Consider the following 14,824-nt stretch of genomic DNA (forward strand, 5'->3'; position numbering starts at 1 on the left):
GTATGAAGAACTACGTCCTTGGCACGGTAATTGCCGCGATCCTCATTGCCGTTATCGCGGTCGTGGGGGTCTCGCAGTTGCGGGGCGGGGACGGATCCGAGGAGGCGTCGCCAAGCGAGGCTCCTTCGCAAGAAGTCCCGCAGCGCCCGGACTGCCCGGCCGGCGCCGTGGCTGGAGTAGAGCTGGAGTGCTTAGGCGGTGCGGCCACCGAAAAGCCCGCCGATGAGGGCATAGCCGTGGTTAACGTGTGGGCGTGGTGGTGCGAGCCGTGCCGCGCGGAACTTCCCTACCTGCAGGATGTGGCGGACGCGCACCCGGACTGGCAGGTCGTGGGCGTGCACGCGGATAAGAACGCAGGAAATGGCGCAGCCTTTTTGAATGACTTGGGCGTCGAGCTGCCCAGCTTCCAGGATTCGGATAATAAGTTTGCCGGTGAGCTGGGCCTGCCGAGCGTGGTGCCGGTGACCGTGGTGCTCAAGGATGGTGAGGTGCGCAAGCAATTTGCGCAGCCGTTTAGCTCCGCAGCGGAGATTGAAAAGGCCGTGGAGGAGGCGATTGCGGCATGAGTCAACTCCTTCCCGAGCACACACCAGAATGGCTCAAGCCGGCGCTGGGGGTAGACCCCAGCCAGGTGCAAGAGCTCATTGGCAACCGCCAGGCTTCGTCCCTCAACGGCACCAATGTGCAGGTGCCGGTCAAGCGGGAAGCAGCCGTGCTCATGCTGCTGAGCGGCGAGAGCGCGGAGGAGGCCAGCATCTTGCTCACCCATCGATCGCCGTCCATGCGCTCGCACTCGGGCCAGATTGCCTTTCCCGGCGGCCGCCGGGATCCCGCGGATACTTCCCTGGTGGATACCGCGCTGCGGGAAGCCTGGGAGGAAACGGACCTGCAGCGCAACTCCGTGACCCCGCTGGAGCAGTGGGAGCAGCTGCATATCCGCGCCACCGGCAATCCGGTGAGCCCCATTTTGGCGCATTGGACCCAGCCGGGGGAGGTCTATCCCGCCAGCCCCGATGAAACCGATGACGTGTTTCTCGTGCCTATCCGGGAGCTGGTCGATCCGCGCAACCGCTTCATGGTGGGCTTTAGAAAATGGCAAGGACCAGCATTTCACGCCAATGGTTACGTCATTTGGGGCTTTACCGCCGGCGTGCTCTCGGCACTATTGCAACACGCCGGGTGGAGCGTTCCATGGGATAACAATTCAGTCATGGACCTGCGTGACTCCCTCACAAACTCCCGCAATAATGAGAAGATGTCCTAACCGCTGCTGCCGCGGTACGTATACGTCTTAAACCCCAGATAGAAAGAACCCATAGCCATGACTCCTGCGCTCATCGTTGACGGCCTGATTGTGGTCGCCGTCCTCATAGCGCTCCTGAGCGGGTGGCGCAATGGCGCCCTCGCGGCGGTATTGGCCTCCATAGGTGTGGGCGCTGGGGTAGTGCTAGGCATTGCCGTGGCCCCGGCCGCCCTGCGCCTGGTGGATCAGCCCTCGCTGCGCTTGCTGCTATTGGTGGGAATCCTGGTGCTTTTTGTGGGCATCGGGCAGCTTATCGGGTCCTCGTTGGGCGGCAGCGTGCGCGATCGCATGAAGGCGCGCAAGACGCAGCGCCTCGATTCTGCCGTGGGCGCGGTTTTCCAAGCCTTTGCCGCCTTGGTGGTTATTTGGCTCATTTCTATCCCTGTGGCCACCAATTTAGGCGGTGCGGCCGGCCAGGGCCTGCGCGATTCCCGCATCTTGAGCAACCTCAATTCGGCCGCGCCAGCGCGGGTAGCGGCGTTGCCCAATGGGGTGGCGGCGATGCTCAATGAGTCCGGCTTGCCGCCGCTGGTCTCGCCGTGGCAAAACTCGATTAGTACCGAGGAAGTAGAAGAGCCGGACCCAGACGTGGAGGATCCGGAGATGGTGCGGCGCATGCGGCCGTCTATCATTCACGTGCTTGGCGACGCCGAAGAGTGCTCCCGCCGCCTCATGGGTTCCGGCTTCGTGGCGGCCGATGACTACGTGATCACCAATGCTCACGTCGTGGCCGGCACGCAGACCGTGCGCTTGGATACCAAGGTGGGCCTCAAGGACGCGACCGTGGTTTACTACAACCCGGATGTGGATGTGGCGGTGCTGCATTCGCGCGACCTGGGCATCGATCCGCTGCCGTGGGCCCAGGCACCGGCTCAGACGGGCGATGATGCCATGGTCATGGGCTTCCCGCACTCCGGGCCTTTCGACGCCGAGATGGCCCGCGTGCGCGATCGCATCACCATTTCCGGCCCGGATATCTACTCGCATGGTCGCGTGGAACGCGATTCCTACACCGTGCGCGGCAAGATCCAACAAGGAAATTCCGGCGGACCGCTGGTCAACACGGCCGGCGAGGTCCTCGGCGTGGTCTTCGGCGCCTCGGTGGATGATTCCGAGACCGGCTATGCCCTAACCGCCGATGAGGTCAATGCCCAAATCGGAGACATCACGCAGCTTACCCACCCTGTAGATACCGGCGAGTGCGTGGCGCACTAGCTATGTTCTTGTAGCCAGGCCGCCAGCGTGGAAACGAAATCCGCCGGTGCTTCCAAGTGCGGAAGGTTCTTCGCGCCGGGGATGGTCGTGGCGGTGAATCCGCGGCGGGCGCGCGAGGCGGCGCGGCGGACCACAGGGTTCCACAGTCGCTGTTGGGCGTGGATGAAGAGAACGGGACGCTCTACTGCCAGTTCCACCCAGGTCAAGGGAACCACGGCGGTGCGCATGCGGTGGTTCCACAAGATTCCACGGCTGACGCTGCCGATGCGGGAGGCGCGCAGGCGGAGATCGAGGATGCGGTCTAGGGTGGCGTCGGCAAGCAAAGGCCCCGTATCCAGCTCCAGCTCCTTGCGGTAGGCGCGGGGGCTAAGCAGCAGGTTTTGGGCGCGGGTAACGCGCGGCAGGCGGCACAGCAGCGAGCGCAGATTAATCCACCCAAAATCCCACGGCCGGGCGGCAATCGCGCGGCGCAGATCTACCGGGTGGGCGGCGGAAATGGAGGCCAGGCCGCGCACCCGCTCAGGGCGCTCTGCCGCCAAGCACCAAGCCACCGCGCCGCCCGTATCGGCGCCCACGACAAAGGCGTCGTCATGGCCCAAGGCCTGAATGAGCCCGCTAATATCGCCCACCAAAGTGCGGATATCCTGCCCCGCATCAATGGGCGGCTTATCGGACATACCAAAGCCCCGCATATCCACGGCCGCGACGTGGAAGCCGCGTTGGGCAAGCGGCGCTATGACGTCCTGATAATCGAACCACCCGCCAAAAGCGCCGTGGATAAGCACCACGAGTGGCTGCGTGCTATCGCCCGCCGTGGCGACATGCAGGCGGATGCCGCGGGTGTGGACGAACTCATGCGCATAAGGTCCATCCAGCTCCACCGTTGAGGGAGGCAGGGGTGCGAAGGCCATAGTGCCGCCTTTCTATAGTTGGGGCAGAAACGGTAGAGAAAAGGGGGAGGAAGTACACAAAATCCGCCCCAGGCTAGCTAGGGCGGATAGAGGGGTGCACGTACGCGTGGCGCTTGCCGGTTTAGGTGTAGAGGCCGTGGGTGTTCTTACGGTCCAGGGACTTCTGCGCCTTGCCCGGAACCAGGTTCTTGAGCTCCTTGGTGGAGTCAATGGTCTTCTGCGGGGCCTTGACCTGCTTGACGTTCTTCAGGCCAACGAAGGCCAGGATGCCGGCGAGGACGATCATGATCAAGAAGACGATCAGGAACGCTGCCCAGCGGTCCAGCCAGACGGCGAGAAGCTCCGCCAGGAAGAAGAAAAAGAAGAAGGAGCTATACAGTGCGATGGTGCCTGCGCCGCCGAAGAGGCCTGCACCGATGCCGCCCTTCTTAGCGGACTCTGCCAGCTCGGTCTTGGCCAGCTCCACCTCGGAGCGCACGAGCTGGGACATCTGCTCGGTGGCGTTGGAGACCAGCTGGCCTACCGAGGTCTCGGACGAGGACGTATCCACGTCACTCAAAGGGATAGAGTTCACCTTCGGTGCAAATTGATCAGTACCGTCGGTAAAAAGTCCATCGTTGCTCACGATTAATTCTCCTCGCGTTTATCTAAACCTTGTAATGTCCCCAATAATAATGGAATCACTATTATCCCATGGTGCCACGCATACTTAGGGACTTCCACGGCTATCCTAATGGATATGTCAGAAAATGACGCGTTATCCCCGCTGTTTCGCCTGCCGGGGGTGAAAGAAAGTGCAGAAAAGGCCGCCGCTGCCATTGCTCGTGCACACCGCCGACCTGCAGGATTGCGCAAGTTTGAGGTTATCTCTGCGGAGTCCCTCATGCGCGGCGCCCGTGCCAGCGTGGCGCTGGACGGCCACGCCATCCCCCCACATCCGGGACCGGAAGATATGGAAAAAGGGCCGCTGGCCAGCGCTGTCAGCGCCTATTCCGTGGCCGCCCCGGAACTCTTAGATGGCACGGTGCGATCCTTTGCCCGGGCACCGCTGCAGGTACTGGCACGCATTGACGTCGCGGCCGGCGGTACCGGCATTCCGGCCGGCGAGAGCGCGCGCTTGCAAGGGTTAGGCCGGCTCATCGCGCAGGGTGGCGGTCCCGCTTTCGATCTCTTGCTGCCGAGTGTGGTCCATGCCGAGATTGCCGCCGGCGAGTTCTTTGGCCCTCGCAGTGGCCTCGTCGCCCGCGTTGCCTCCCGCCTCGCCGCGGTGCATACGGGCTTTGACCCGCGCGGTTTCGCCGTGCCCGAGGTCTACTACACCCGCCACCGCGCCGAATATGCCGCCGCGGTGGGCAATTATCGCACCGCGCTTGCCGACGCCCTCTTAACCCACCTCGCCGCCTGGGCCGCCGGTGGCAAAGAAGCCGACGCGATTGCCCGCGCGGCCTAAGAGGCGCGCCGTGGGCCCCGCTTGGGCAGGCTAGGGCGGCCCGGGTGCTGGGCGAGCCACAGCCCAGCGCCAATAACTGCCGCGGTTCCTGCCAGAACGGAGGCGCCGATTCCAATTTCCTTGGCGGTTGGTGCAGAAAGGAGCGGCACCGGGTCCTTAAAGGAGCGGATCTCCCAGTGGTGGGCGAGGGCGTGGCGCTTTAGTTGCTTGTCAGGGTTGACGGCGACGGGGTGGCCTACCTTTTCCAGCATCGGGATATCGGTAGCGGAATCCGAGTAGGCGTAGCTGGCAGCAAGGTCGAGGTTTTCTGCCGCTGCGGTCCGCTCCAGGGCCTCTGCTTTAGTGGGGCCCTTGCAGTAGAAGAGCACCTCGCCGGTAAAACGGTCGTTTTCCTCTGCCAATTCGGTGGCGATGACGTGCTCGACGCCGAGTTCCTCTGCGATGATGTCCACCAGCACGGCCGCGGAGGCAGAGACAATGACCACGTGGTGGCCAGCGGCGCGGTGGGCGCGGATAAGCTCGCGGGCCTCGGCATAAATGGAGGGCGTGACCACGTGGTGCATGGTCTCGCGGGCGATGGCGCGCACCTCGTCCACGGACCAGCCCGTGACCAGTGCGGTGAGCTGGTCGCGGGTGGAATCCATGCCTTCGCTGGTTAGACCAGAAAACATATAGGTGGCCTTAGCAAGTGATAGCTGCAGTGCTTCGGCCGGCGAGATGAGCCCGTTGTGGAGGAATTCGCGACCAAACGCATAGGCCGAGGAGGTGGCGATGATGGTCTTGTCCAGATCGAAAAACGCCGCGGTGCGTGCGGGGTCGCCGCCAGCGCGGGTGGTGTCGGCGCGGCGGGGATGACGGGGCTCGCGGGAAGTAGTCATGATGTGCTGCCGAGTGTAGCTGCCCTAAGCGCTTGCTGGTGTAGAAGTGACTGATGTTAACGGTGATTTGTATGCCACTAATGTGGGATTGGGAACCCGCGTGGGGGTGGCGCTGAGTGAACATGCATTCGGTGCAGGTCAGCGCCGTGGCCGTGGAAATCTGCTGTTAGCTGTTGTGATTGGGTGGCGAACATGTCATAATAATGCGTGCAAGGCCCCGATATACTGTGCGGCCTGCCCCGGCTCACCCCCCCGAGGCCGGGTTACTGACGGCCCGCGCGCACACCCCCCCGATGCGCGGGCCGTCACCTATATCTACCGCCGTGCGGAGCGGGTTATCCACAGATTTTTGGTTGAAACGACAACCAAATCGCGCCTACATGGTGACTTCTGGCGGGTTATCCACAGCATTGCCGCCGGAGCCTCGCTGCGGTTGCGCGACTGCTTCAGGCTATGAGGCATGAACGCATTACACCCTGATTCCGCCGTCATCATCGTCGCCATTGGTGACGAAGCGCTGCGCGCCGAGGCCGTTCACGCCGCGGCTGCGACCAGCCACGATGTGCTGACCGTAACCGATCCCCGCGATGTCCCGCGCAGCTTGCCCGGCGCCTATGCAGTGCTGGTTGATTCCCTTATGGCCCGCGTGGTGGCAGCAGCGCGGCGCACCCACACCGCGCCTGCGCCCGTGCTTTTCCTGGCCGCGGACCCCGGGCCGATTGACTACGAGGCGGCGCTCGCCTGCCACGCGGAGAGCGCCTTTATCATCCCCGCCCAGGTGAAGGAGTTGCTGGCGAGCATTGCCGCGGCGGGCGCGCCGCAGGAAGCGCGGCCGGGCAGCGCGACCATCGCCGTGGTGGGCGCGAGCGGTGGGGTGGGTACTTCGACCTTCGCTGCCGCGCTGGCCCGCACCCAGTGCGCAGCCGACGGTCGCGCCCTGCTTGTCGACGCCCGCCCATACTCCGGTGGCCTCGACCTCCTGCTCGGCGTAGAAGCGGAACCGGGGGCGCGCTGGCCGGAGCTTACCGTGGGCGATGGCAGCATCGATGCCGCTGATCTCTACCGCGCGCTGCCATCCACGCCTGATGGGGTAGCGGTGCTCTCCGCCGCGCGCAGCACCGTCGCGGATCCCTTCCGCCTAGAAAAGGATCTGCTCGCGCGGGTGGTAGGCGCGGCCCATGCGGGAGAGGGAGTATGCGTGGTGGATTGCACCCCGGAGACCATCCCGGATGCCTGTACCCACGTGGTCATCGTGGTGGCCGCGGAGGTGCGCTCGGCCGCGTCGGCCGCGCAACTTCTGGTGCGTCTCGATGCCGCGCGGCGCAGGTGCGTGGTGGTGCTGCGGCAACGCCAGTGGGCGTCGTTAAGCGCGGCGGAAGTAGAACGCATCGTCCACAGCACGGTGCTGGCAGAATTGCCAACGCTCCGGGGCCTCACCCGCACGGTAGAAATCGGCGGCCTACCGCAGCGCCTCCCCGCACCCTTGCGTAAGGCCGCCCGCGCGGTCCTCGAGGAGGTCGGCGCATGAGCGAGCATAAAGCAGCACAAGAAACGCTGGAAAAGATGCAGCGCATCATTGCCGCTGAGCCTGACGTGGTACAGGATGCTGCAGCCCTGGCCCGGCGCATTCGCGCAGAGGCCGGCGTGATTAGTGACGTTGCAGTGCTTGACTTGCTGCGCCGCCTGCGCCAAGACGCCACCGGGATGGGGCCTCTCGATGCGGTGCTGGGGCGCGAGGGCGTCACAGACGTCGTAGTAAACGGGCCAGACGCGGTATTCATGGACCGCGGCGAAGGCCTCGAGCGCACTGATATCACCTTCCGCGATGATGCCGAGGTCCGCCAGCTGGCCAGCAGGCTTGCGGCAGCCTCAGGCACGCGCCTCGATGATGCGCAGCCCTTTGCCGATGGCCGCGTCACTCGCCCCGATGGTGTCGTGTTGCGCGTCCACGCACTGCTGAGCCCACCCGCGGTTGCCGGGACTTGCCTGAGCTTGCGCGTATTGCGCCAAGCGCAGACAACCCTGCCCCAGCTTGTAGACAATGGCACGCTGCCAGAAGACATCGCGGCACTGCTGCGCGCCGTGGTAGACAAGCGGATTTCCTTCCTCGTCATTGGCGGCACCGGTTCCGGCAAAACCACCCTGCTCTCCGCGCTTTTGGGAACCGTCTCCGAGCGCGAACGCATCCTCGTCATCGAGGACACCGCCGAGCTCTGCCCACACCACCCGCACTGCGTCAGCGTGGTCTCGCGCCGGGCCAACGCGGAGGGAAGCGGCGAGGTCACGATGTCACAACTGCTGCGCCAAGCGCTGCGCATGCGGCCGGACCGCATCGTGGTGGGCGAGATCCGCGGCCGCGAGGTAGTGGACCTCCTCGCCGCTCTCAACACCGGCCACGATGGCGGCGCCGGCACGCTGCACGCCAATTCCCTCTTTGAAGTACCAGCCCGCATGGAGGCCCTCGCCGCCCTCGGCGGCTTGGACCGGGCGGCGCTGCACTCGCAATTGGCGGCGGCTGTGCACATGGTGCTGACCATGGAGCGCACCCCACAGGGCCGCCGCCTCGCCCATATCGGTGTGCTCGAGGGAAACCCAGTGACCCCGCGCATCATCTGGAGCGCCGAAGATGGCCCGGCAGACGGCTTCGCGGAATTCTCCGCGCAGCTGCTGGGAGAACAGGCCGGGGAGGCCAGCCGTGCTTAGTTACCTCATCCTTGCCGCTGCGCTGCTTATACCCGCGCCCTCGAGTGCCGGCCGCCTGGTCTTGGCCACGCGCCGGGCACAGACCAGCTCCGTGGTTATCCTAGGTGCAGTCTTTTGCGGCAGCCTGGTCTTCTACTCAGTGGGCCGCATCAGCATCGCCATCGCCGCCGCCATTATCGCGTGGTGCGTGTCCTGGTACGTCAAAGACCTAGTGGCCGCGCGGGCAGAGCGGCGCGGCCGCGAGGGACTGGCCGCCTACCTGGGCGTCGTCACCGCGGACCTGCGTGCGGGGGCAACGCTAGCTGGGGCGCTCGCCCGTGGCGTGGAATCCCTGCCAGCTACCACCCCGCGCGAGGTATCCGCAGCACTAGAGTCCACGGCCGCTCTCGCCGCGCGCGGTGCGCCGCCGCACATGGCGCTGATAGATGCGCAGAGCGGCAAGGCCCTGCCAGAACTTCACCGCTTAGGTCACTTATTAGAGCTGTCCACTTACCACGGCATTGCGGTGGCCAGCTTGCTCGACCAAGCCCAAAGCCGCCTCGACGCTTCCCGACGCCACCAGCAATCCACCGCCGCTAGCCTGCAAGGCCCCCAAGCCACCGCCACGGTGCTCGCGTGCCTGCCCATAGCCGGCATCGCCATGGGCGGGGCCATGGGTGCCAACTCCCTCGGCTTCCTTTTAGGCGGCGGATTAGGCGGTATTCTCCTCGTGGTGGGTGTGGCGCTGGCCTGCGGCGGATTCGCCTGGTCGCGCGTCATTATCCGGAAGGCGGCCGCATGACCCCGCTCATCTTTATCGCCCTCGCCGCCCTTATCGGCCTGCCGCCGCATGCCGCCCGCTTGGCACCTGCCAGCGCAACCGAGACCACCGCCAAGACCCCGCGCGATGGCCCGACCGCGCGCGGGGGACTGATAAGCAAGCTCAAGCCCGCCGCACCGCTGGACCCACTGGCAGTAGCTGGCGACGTCGAACTTTTCGCAGCATGCCTGGCCGCAGGGCTATCCGTGCACGGCGCCACCACCGCGGTGGCCCGCACCGCGGATGCTCAGACCAAGGAACTGTGGGAGACCGTCGCCGCGCTGCTCGGCGTGGGCGTTCCCGCGCAGTCCGCGTGGGGCCACATGAAGGGCCATGCGGGGCTGGAGGACTTAGCGCAGCTTGTCATCATGTCGGGCCAATCCGGCGCCACCATCGCGGCCGGATGCCACCGAATCTGTACTTCTTTGCGCGCGGAAGCATCCGCCCATGCCACAGCGCAGGCGGAGCGCGCAGGAGTATTCATTGCCCTCCCGCTGGCGGTGTGCTTCCTGCCAGCATTCATCGTTCTAGGCCTTGCGCCCGTAGTCATCAGTTTGGGCGCACAACTTCTCTAAACCTCATGTGAAAGGACACTAATCATGCACGCACTTAATAAGTATTCCCAGCTCATCCGCAATGACGAGGGGATGAGCACCATCGAATATGCCATGGGATCTCTGGCGGCCGCCGCGCTTGCCGGGGTGCTCTACATGGTCATCAACGGCGGCGGGGTGGTCGATGCTATTGAGGGCATCATTACCGACGCCCTCTCGAATACCCCGAGCTAGCGACGCTCTTTAACCGCGGCCGGCGGGCCCAGCCTGCCGGCAGAAAGGAGGAAAGATGCACAGGGTATTTGATGACGATGGCTCCGTGACCATCGAGGCCGCCTTGGCTTTAAGCTCCCTGGTCTTGGTCGCGGCGGGAATCGTGGGTGCCATTGCCACGCTGGCATCCTATATCGCCGCGGTGGACATGGCGGGCGCGGCCGCGCGTTCGCACGCCATCGGCGTCGAATACCATCCCCCGCGCGAGGATGCCCAGGTCAGCGTGGAAGAAAGCGGTGGGTTGGTGAGGGCGTCGGTAAGCGTCGATGCCCCCGTCGGCACCATGCGCTCTGAGGCGGTATTTCCGGCCGAGGTGGGCGGAAATGAGTAGGCCGAGGCGCTGCGGCGAGGAAGGCTATGCCACCATTGCCGCGGCCGGTATCATCGTCGCCATCGTGAGCCTGCTGCTTATCGTGGCGGCAGTGGGCTCGCGCGTGGCCGCGCGACACGAGGCTCAGGTGGCGGCCGACCTCGCGGCGGTTGCCGGTGCCTGGGCCCTCGCTACGGGTGAAGATGCTTGCACCGCCGCGCGCGATACCGCCGCGCTTAACGACGCCACCTTAGAAACCTGCACCGAATCCGGCCGCGACGTCATCGTCACCGCCACGGTCCGTGGACGGTCCACTCAAGCGAAGGCCGGGCCGGTATGACCTGGCAAGAAGCAGTAGTGCGCCTTATCCCCACCGCAGTGGCAGCCGTAGCAGGCTTTATCGCTTGGCGGGAATACCGCCGAAAGAATTACTGGATGGTATTTTCTCCCCACAATTCTGGGATTATTATCGGACGTTGAAGGAGATTCCCCTTTTATTAACACGCTGTGGGATTTTGCCCAAGAGTTTAAAGAGGGTGAGCTCGACAAATCTGCCCCGAAAGAAGAAAGAGGCGATGCTCCATGAGGCATCCGCAAGGCTCGCCTTTTTACGAGCCGAATCCGGAAGTGCGGCGCACTCGCGCACGTGCAGCGGCGGAAATTCAGCGCATCATATTGGAGCGGTTTCCTCATCGGCGTGAGGAGCTATTGCAGCGCAGCGCCGACTATGAATACGCGCGGGCGCAGCGAGTAAATGAAGAAGAAGGCAAAACCGCTTAAGTTGCGGCTAGCCCTGCGTCATGGTGACCAGCGCACCCAGTAGCTTGATGGCGCCGTCCTTGCTCAGCGGGTTATTCCCGTTTCCGCACTTGGGCGATTGCACGCACGATGGGCAACCGGCTTCGCACGGACAAGAGCGCACCGCCTCGAAGGTGGCCGCGATCCATTCGGGGAAGCGGCGGAAGCCTTCCTCGGCAAAACCGGCGCCGCCGGGGTGGCCGTCGTAGACAAAGACGGTGGGCAGCTGGGTATCGGGGTGCAGCGCGGTGGACACGCCGCCGATGTCCCAGCGGTCGCAGGTGGCGATAAGCGGTAGCAGGCCAATGGCGGCGTGCTCAGCCGCGTGCAGCGTGCCGGGCGTATCGGAGGCGGTAACCCCCATCGCGGAAAGCGCCATCGGATCGATGGTGTAGGCCACCGCCCGGGTGACCAGGCGTTGTTCGGGGAGATCGAGGGGGATATCGTCGCCAATGGTGCCGTCGGCAAGCCGCACCTGGTAGCCGGTGACGCGGTCGGTGACCTCCACCTCCACGTCCGCCACCCACAGTCCTGGGGAGTAATTAACCAAGTGATCGGCCTCGCGCAGGATGCGGATATCCGTGGTGGAGCGCGGAGTCGTGGAATAGTCCGGGGCCTCGGGCCGTGCGAGTGCTAGGTAATCGCTTAAGATGAGCTCCTCGATGACAAAACTTTCGCCCTGGTGCAGGTACACCGCGCCGGGGTGGACTTGGCTGGTAGCGCGGGCGGCGTCGATGGTGCCGAGCAGGCGGCCGTCGGAGGAATCCACAATCATGACTTCTTCGCCCGCGCCGCCGCGCAGCGACACCGCGGTATGCGCCGTCTCCGGGGAGAGCTCTTCCGGCGCATGGGCGGCGATGGGCACGGCGAACCAGCCGCGCGCGCGGCGGCGCAGCAAGCCAGATTCGGCCAGCTGGTGAACCACGTCTTGCGCGCCCCAGGCGGCAATCGTGGCATCATCCAGCGGCTTTTCCACTGCGGCGCAATAGACGTGGCCGAAGAGGATATACGGATTGGCCGGATTGAAAACGCTGGCCTCCACCGGCCGGCCCAGCAGGGCCTCGGGGTGGTGGACCAGGTAGGTATCCATCGGCTCATCGCGGGCAACGAGCACCACGAGCGAGCCCTGCCCGCGGCGGCCGGCACGCCCGGCCTGCTGCCAAAAGCTCGCGACGGTGCCCGGGAAGCCGGCCGTGACCACGGCATCGAGACCGCCGACATCGATGCCCAGCTCGAGGGCGGAGGTGGTGGCGACGCCGAGCAAGGAGGCGTCGTCAAGCGCGCGCTCCAACTTGCGGCGGTCCTCGGCCAGGTAACCGGCGCGGTAGGCGGCGATGCGCTGGGCAAAATCGGGGCGGCCGAGGCTACCGGAGAGCACCTCGGCCGCGCGCATGGCCACCACCTCGGCCGAGCGGCGCGAACGCACAAAGGTCATGGTGCGCGCGCCCTCGGCGATGAAGGAGGCCATCATCTCGGCCGCCTCGGTGGTGGCGGCGCGGCGCACCGGCGCCCCGTGCTCGCCCTCGGCGCCCTCGATAAAGCCCGGCTCCCATAGCGCCACGGTGCGCGCGCCGGTGGGGGCGGTGTCCTCCGTAATCGCGCGGGCAGGCCGGCTGGTAAGGCGCTGCGCATGCCGGCCCGGGTCCTTCATAGTGGCCGAGGCATAAATTACCGTCGGCCGCGAGCCATAGTGCGCGCACAGGCGCAGCAGGCGCCGCAGCACCAGCGCCACGTTCGCGCCAAAAACGCCCCGGTAGGAATGGCATTCATCGATGACAATGAACTCCAGGTGCCGCAGGAGCCGCGCCCACCGCGCATGGGCCGCTAGCAGCGACATATGCACCATATCCGGGTTGGAAAAAATGAACCGCGAATGATCGCGCACGCCCGCGCGGGATTCCTGCGGCGTATCGCCGTCATAGGGCGAGGGCACCACGCCCTTGAGCGCCGGAATGCCCCGGCACAGCTCGAGCACCGCCTGCAGCTGGTCCGATCCCAGCGCCTTGGTGGGGGTGAGATACAGCGCGCAGGCGGTCGGCTCCTGCGCCAGCCGGCTCAAAATGGGCAGCTGATAGCCCAGGGACTTACCCGAGGACGTACCGGTAGAAATCACCGCATCCTCGCCGGCCCAGGCGGCCTGCGCCAGCTCTGCTTGGTGGCTATACAGCTTGCCGACGCCCCCTTCGACCAGCTTGTCCTTCAATTCCGGCAGCACCCATTCGGGCCACTCGGCATACTGCGCGCGCTGCGGCGGCAGGGTGGTGTGAAATGTGAGAGTGGACTCATCGAGGCGGCGCTGGATGAACTCGAGCAGCTCTTCTCCTAGGGGATTATCCGTTTCCGGGTGAGCCAATTTCTACCCCCTCATGAGTTAGGCCTATCGCTTTGGCGTGGAACGTGTCACACTGATATGAGGCCAATGATGTCTTGGTGCGGTGTTTACACTTTAAGGTACTGCTAAAGGACGCATTTACCGAACCCCTCGGCGCGGAATCGCCGCACCGCCAATCAAGAAAAGGACTGCACACCATGGCACAAGGAACCGTTAAGTGGTTTAACTCTGAAAAGGGCTACGGCTTCATCGAGCGCGCGGACGGCGAAGGCGATATCTTCGTCCACTACTCCGAGATCCAGGGCAGCGGCTTTCGCACCCTAGAAGAAAACCAGCAGGTCACCTTCGAGGTAGGCTCCGGACCGAAGGGCGAACAGGCCCAGTCCGTGTCCGTCATCTAGGCGGCCGGCTCCCTCGCTCAGGCCTTTCTGCTCAGGCCTTCCCGCTATGGCGTTTCGGCGTAGCCGCGGCGGGTATCCCACCACTCGGTGAACTTATTCTGCAGTTTCTGCAGGCCCACGCCGATGATGACGGCGGCGATGATGCTGACCACCACGGCCAGCACGGGCGAATTGGAAAAGGCCATGCCGCCCAGGTAGCCAATGGCGAGTGCCTGGGCCGCCCAGAGCGCGACGCCGATGGTGTCGAAGAAGACAAAGACGAGCCACGGGAAGCGCATCGACCCCAGCAGGATGGTCATAAATAGGCGCGCTGAAGGAATGAAGCGGGCAATAATAATGGCCGCACCGCCGCCGCGGCGCATATTGCGCTTGACCCAGTTGAGCCCCTCGTAGGCCTTCGATCCCTTAGGTACGCGCTGGAGCAGGGGCATGAAGCGCGTGCCCAGCAGGAAGCAGAGATTATCGCCCATCATGGCGGCAATGAGCGCTACGAAAAACATGGTGGGCAGGTGCGGAAAGCCCTGGGAGCCGGACCAGGCGCCGGCCATATTGAGCGGGATTTCAGAAGGCAGCACGGGGAAGAAGCAGTCACCGAAGATCAGCACGCCGACCAGCGGGTAGATCCACTCTGTGGACATGACGGTTTCGATCCACATAGTGATGGTGTCAACCATGAATCCTCCGCGGGCGTCGTCTTGGGTGTGCTATCGTGCCCCACAATGCTTTCACAGCTACTGGGCGTTCTAAGTAGGCCAGTATAGACCCGTTCCGTGGGGGTACATAGTGCCCCTGAAAACGGCCTTTTGGCAGAACCGCGTATATGGTGCGAGAAAGGAAACGCAGATCAACTGTGTACGCTAGGGGCGATTGCTGAAAGCGTGCATACCTTATTGTTCG

Annotated in this window: 18 protein-coding genes; 13 read left to right on the forward strand and 5 right to left on the reverse strand. The window is 64.5% G+C overall.

Features of this window, described 5'->3' with window-relative positions:
* Positions 1-2: 2 nt before the first annotated feature.
* The 3 genes from BJ985_RS09390 to BJ985_RS09400 are packed head-to-tail and all read left to right on the forward strand — an operon-like array spanning position 3 to position 2,518.
* Positions 3-566 (forward strand): TlpA family protein disulfide reductase, encoded by a 564-nt coding sequence (locus BJ985_RS09390; protein WP_179387292.1) that lies wholly within the window; start codon positions 3-5, stop codon positions 564-566.
* Positions 563-1,264 (forward strand): NUDIX hydrolase, encoded by a 702-nt coding sequence (locus tag BJ985_RS09395; RefSeq protein ID WP_179387293.1) that lies wholly within the window; start codon positions 563-565, stop codon positions 1,262-1,264. Before BJ985_RS09390 ends, BJ985_RS09395 begins: the two co-directional genes overlap by 4 nt.
* Positions 1,265-1,321: 57 nt before the next feature.
* Positions 1,322-2,518 (forward strand): MarP family serine protease, encoded by a 1,197-nt coding sequence (locus BJ985_RS09400; protein WP_179387294.1) that lies wholly within the window; start codon positions 1,322-1,324, stop codon positions 2,516-2,518.
* On the opposite strand, the gene BJ985_RS09405 is transcribed toward BJ985_RS09400, so the two are convergent.
* Together BJ985_RS09405 and BJ985_RS09410 are read right to left on the reverse strand one after the other, a co-directional pair.
* On the reverse strand, positions 2,515-3,429 hold the full coding sequence (locus tag BJ985_RS09405; protein WP_179387295.1) for an alpha/beta fold hydrolase: 915 nt from the start codon (positions 3,427-3,429) through the stop codon (positions 2,515-2,517). The genes BJ985_RS09400 and BJ985_RS09405 overlap by 4 nt on opposite strands.
* 121 nt (positions 3,430-3,550) lie before the next feature.
* Positions 3,551-4,054, reverse strand: a complete 504-nt coding sequence (locus BJ985_RS09410; RefSeq protein WP_005323120.1) for a phage holin family protein — start codon at positions 4,052-4,054, stop codon at positions 3,551-3,553.
* Between the two features lie 108 nt (positions 4,055-4,162).
* On the opposite strand from BJ985_RS09410, the gene BJ985_RS09415 reads away from it, so the two are divergent.
* Positions 4,163-4,879 (forward strand): oxidoreductase, encoded by a 717-nt coding sequence (locus tag BJ985_RS09415; RefSeq protein ID WP_179387296.1) that lies wholly within the window; start codon positions 4,163-4,165, stop codon positions 4,877-4,879.
* On the opposite strand, the gene BJ985_RS09420 is transcribed toward BJ985_RS09415, so the two are convergent.
* Positions 4,876-5,757: an HAD family hydrolase gene (locus BJ985_RS09420; protein ID WP_179387297.1), complete on the reverse strand. Its 882-nt coding sequence runs from the start codon at positions 5,755-5,757 to the stop codon at positions 4,876-4,878. The genes BJ985_RS09415 and BJ985_RS09420 overlap by 4 nt on opposite strands.
* Positions 5,758-6,217: 460 nt before the next feature.
* On the opposite strand from BJ985_RS09420, the gene ssd reads away from it, so the two are divergent.
* The 8 genes from ssd (at position 6,218) to BJ985_RS09460 (ending at position 11,176) form a co-directional block, all read left to right on the forward strand.
* Complete coding sequence (gene ssd / locus BJ985_RS09425; protein WP_005327133.1) at positions 6,218-7,285, forward strand: septum site-determining protein Ssd; 1,068 nt, start codon at positions 6,218-6,220, stop codon at positions 7,283-7,285.
* Complete coding sequence (locus BJ985_RS09430) at positions 7,282-8,460, forward strand: TadA family conjugal transfer-associated ATPase (protein ID WP_179387298.1); 1,179 nt, start codon at positions 7,282-7,284, stop codon at positions 8,458-8,460. Before ssd ends, BJ985_RS09430 begins: the two co-directional genes overlap by 4 nt.
* Positions 8,453-9,241 carry a type II secretion system F family protein gene (locus BJ985_RS09435; RefSeq protein ID WP_005323115.1) on the forward strand — a complete coding sequence of 263 codons (789 nt, stop codon included), beginning with the start codon at positions 8,453-8,455 and terminating at the stop codon, positions 9,239-9,241. The genes BJ985_RS09430 and BJ985_RS09435 overlap by 8 nt, the downstream gene beginning before the upstream one ends.
* The gene (locus BJ985_RS09440; protein ID WP_179387299.1) at positions 9,238-9,834 is read left to right on the forward strand and encodes a type II secretion system F family protein; all 597 of its coding nucleotides are present in this window, start codon (positions 9,238-9,240) and stop codon (positions 9,832-9,834) included. Before BJ985_RS09435 ends, BJ985_RS09440 begins: the two co-directional genes overlap by 4 nt.
* A 24-nt stretch (positions 9,835-9,858) precedes the next feature.
* The gene (locus BJ985_RS09445; RefSeq protein WP_005327144.1) at positions 9,859-10,047 is read left to right on the forward strand and encodes a DUF4244 domain-containing protein; all 189 of its coding nucleotides are present in this window, start codon (positions 9,859-9,861) and stop codon (positions 10,045-10,047) included.
* Between the two features lie 55 nt (positions 10,048-10,102).
* On the forward strand, positions 10,103-10,417 hold the full coding sequence (locus BJ985_RS09450; RefSeq protein ID WP_005323101.1) for a hypothetical protein: 315 nt from the start codon (positions 10,103-10,105) through the stop codon (positions 10,415-10,417).
* Entirely contained in the window at positions 10,410-10,736 is a 327-nt protein-coding gene (locus BJ985_RS09455; RefSeq protein ID WP_005327146.1) for an Rv3654c family TadE-like protein, read from the forward strand. The genes BJ985_RS09450 and BJ985_RS09455 overlap by 8 nt, the downstream gene beginning before the upstream one ends.
* A gap of 242 nt (positions 10,737-10,978) precedes the next feature.
* On the forward strand, positions 10,979-11,176 hold the full coding sequence (locus BJ985_RS09460) for a hypothetical protein (RefSeq protein WP_005327148.1): 198 nt from the start codon (positions 10,979-10,981) through the stop codon (positions 11,174-11,176).
* Positions 11,177-11,183: 7 nt separating this feature from the next.
* Here the strand turns inward: BJ985_RS09460 and sftH are convergent, their stop codons facing one another.
* On the reverse strand, positions 11,184-13,547 hold the full coding sequence (sftH, locus tag BJ985_RS09465; RefSeq protein WP_179387300.1) for a Zn-binding domain-containing protein: 2,364 nt from the start codon (positions 13,545-13,547) through the stop codon (positions 11,184-11,186).
* Positions 13,548-13,723: 176 nt separating this feature from the next.
* Here sftH and BJ985_RS09470 point away from each other — a divergent pair, with 176 nt between their 5' ends.
* Positions 13,724-13,927 carry a cold-shock protein gene (locus tag BJ985_RS09470; RefSeq protein WP_005323097.1) on the forward strand — a complete coding sequence of 68 codons (204 nt, stop codon included), beginning with the start codon at positions 13,724-13,726 and terminating at the stop codon, positions 13,925-13,927.
* 44 nt (positions 13,928-13,971) lie between these two features.
* Here BJ985_RS09470 and BJ985_RS09475 read toward each other — a convergent pair whose 3' ends face one another.
* Positions 13,972-14,601 (reverse strand): DedA family protein, encoded by a 630-nt coding sequence (locus tag BJ985_RS09475; RefSeq protein ID WP_179387301.1) that lies wholly within the window; start codon positions 14,599-14,601, stop codon positions 13,972-13,974.
* Between the last annotated feature and the right edge of the window lie 223 nt (positions 14,602-14,824).

Origin of the sequence: Corynebacterium tuberculostearicum (genome assembly GCF_013408445.1) — a bacterium.
GTDB lineage: Bacteria > Actinomycetota > Actinomycetes > Mycobacteriales > Mycobacteriaceae > Corynebacterium > Corynebacterium tuberculostearicum.

Coding starts and splice junctions, on each gene's coding strand:
- BJ985_RS09390 (WP_179387292.1), top strand. CDS start 3: ATGAAGAACTACGTCCTTGGCACGGTAATTGCCGCGATCCTCATTGCC.
- BJ985_RS09400 (WP_179387294.1), top strand. CDS start 1,322: ATGACTCCTGCGCTCATCGTTGACGGCCTGATTGTGGTCGCCGTCCTC.
- BJ985_RS09450 (WP_005323101.1), top strand. CDS start 10,103: ATGCACAGGGTATTTGATGACGATGGCTCCGTGACCATCGAGGCCGCC.
- BJ985_RS09440 (WP_179387299.1), top strand. CDS start 9,238: ATGACCCCGCTCATCTTTATCGCCCTCGCCGCCCTTATCGGCCTGCCG.
- BJ985_RS09470 (WP_005323097.1), top strand. CDS start 13,724: ATGGCACAAGGAACCGTTAAGTGGTTTAACTCTGAAAAGGGCTACGGC.
- BJ985_RS09455 (WP_005327146.1), top strand. CDS start 10,410: ATGAGTAGGCCGAGGCGCTGCGGCGAGGAAGGCTATGCCACCATTGCC.
- BJ985_RS09395 (WP_179387293.1), top strand. CDS start 563: ATGAGTCAACTCCTTCCCGAGCACACACCAGAATGGCTCAAGCCGGCG.
- BJ985_RS09445 (WP_005327144.1), top strand. CDS start 9,859: ATGCACGCACTTAATAAGTATTCCCAGCTCATCCGCAATGACGAGGGG.
- ssd (WP_005327133.1), top strand. CDS start 6,218: ATGAACGCATTACACCCTGATTCCGCCGTCATCATCGTCGCCATTGGT.
- BJ985_RS09405 (WP_179387295.1), bottom strand. CDS start 3,429: ATGGCCTTCGCACCCCTGCCTCCCTCAACGGTGGAGCTGGATGGACCT.
- BJ985_RS09430 (WP_179387298.1), top strand. CDS start 7,282: ATGAGCGAGCATAAAGCAGCACAAGAAACGCTGGAAAAGATGCAGCGC.
- BJ985_RS09420 (WP_179387297.1), bottom strand. CDS start 5,757: ATGACTACTTCCCGCGAGCCCCGTCATCCCCGCCGCGCCGACACCACC.
- BJ985_RS09475 (WP_179387301.1), bottom strand. CDS start 14,601: ATGGTTGACACCATCACTATGTGGATCGAAACCGTCATGTCCACAGAG.
- BJ985_RS09415 (WP_179387296.1), top strand. CDS start 4,163: ATGGATATGTCAGAAAATGACGCGTTATCCCCGCTGTTTCGCCTGCCG.
- BJ985_RS09460 (WP_005327148.1), top strand. CDS start 10,979: ATGAGGCATCCGCAAGGCTCGCCTTTTTACGAGCCGAATCCGGAAGTG.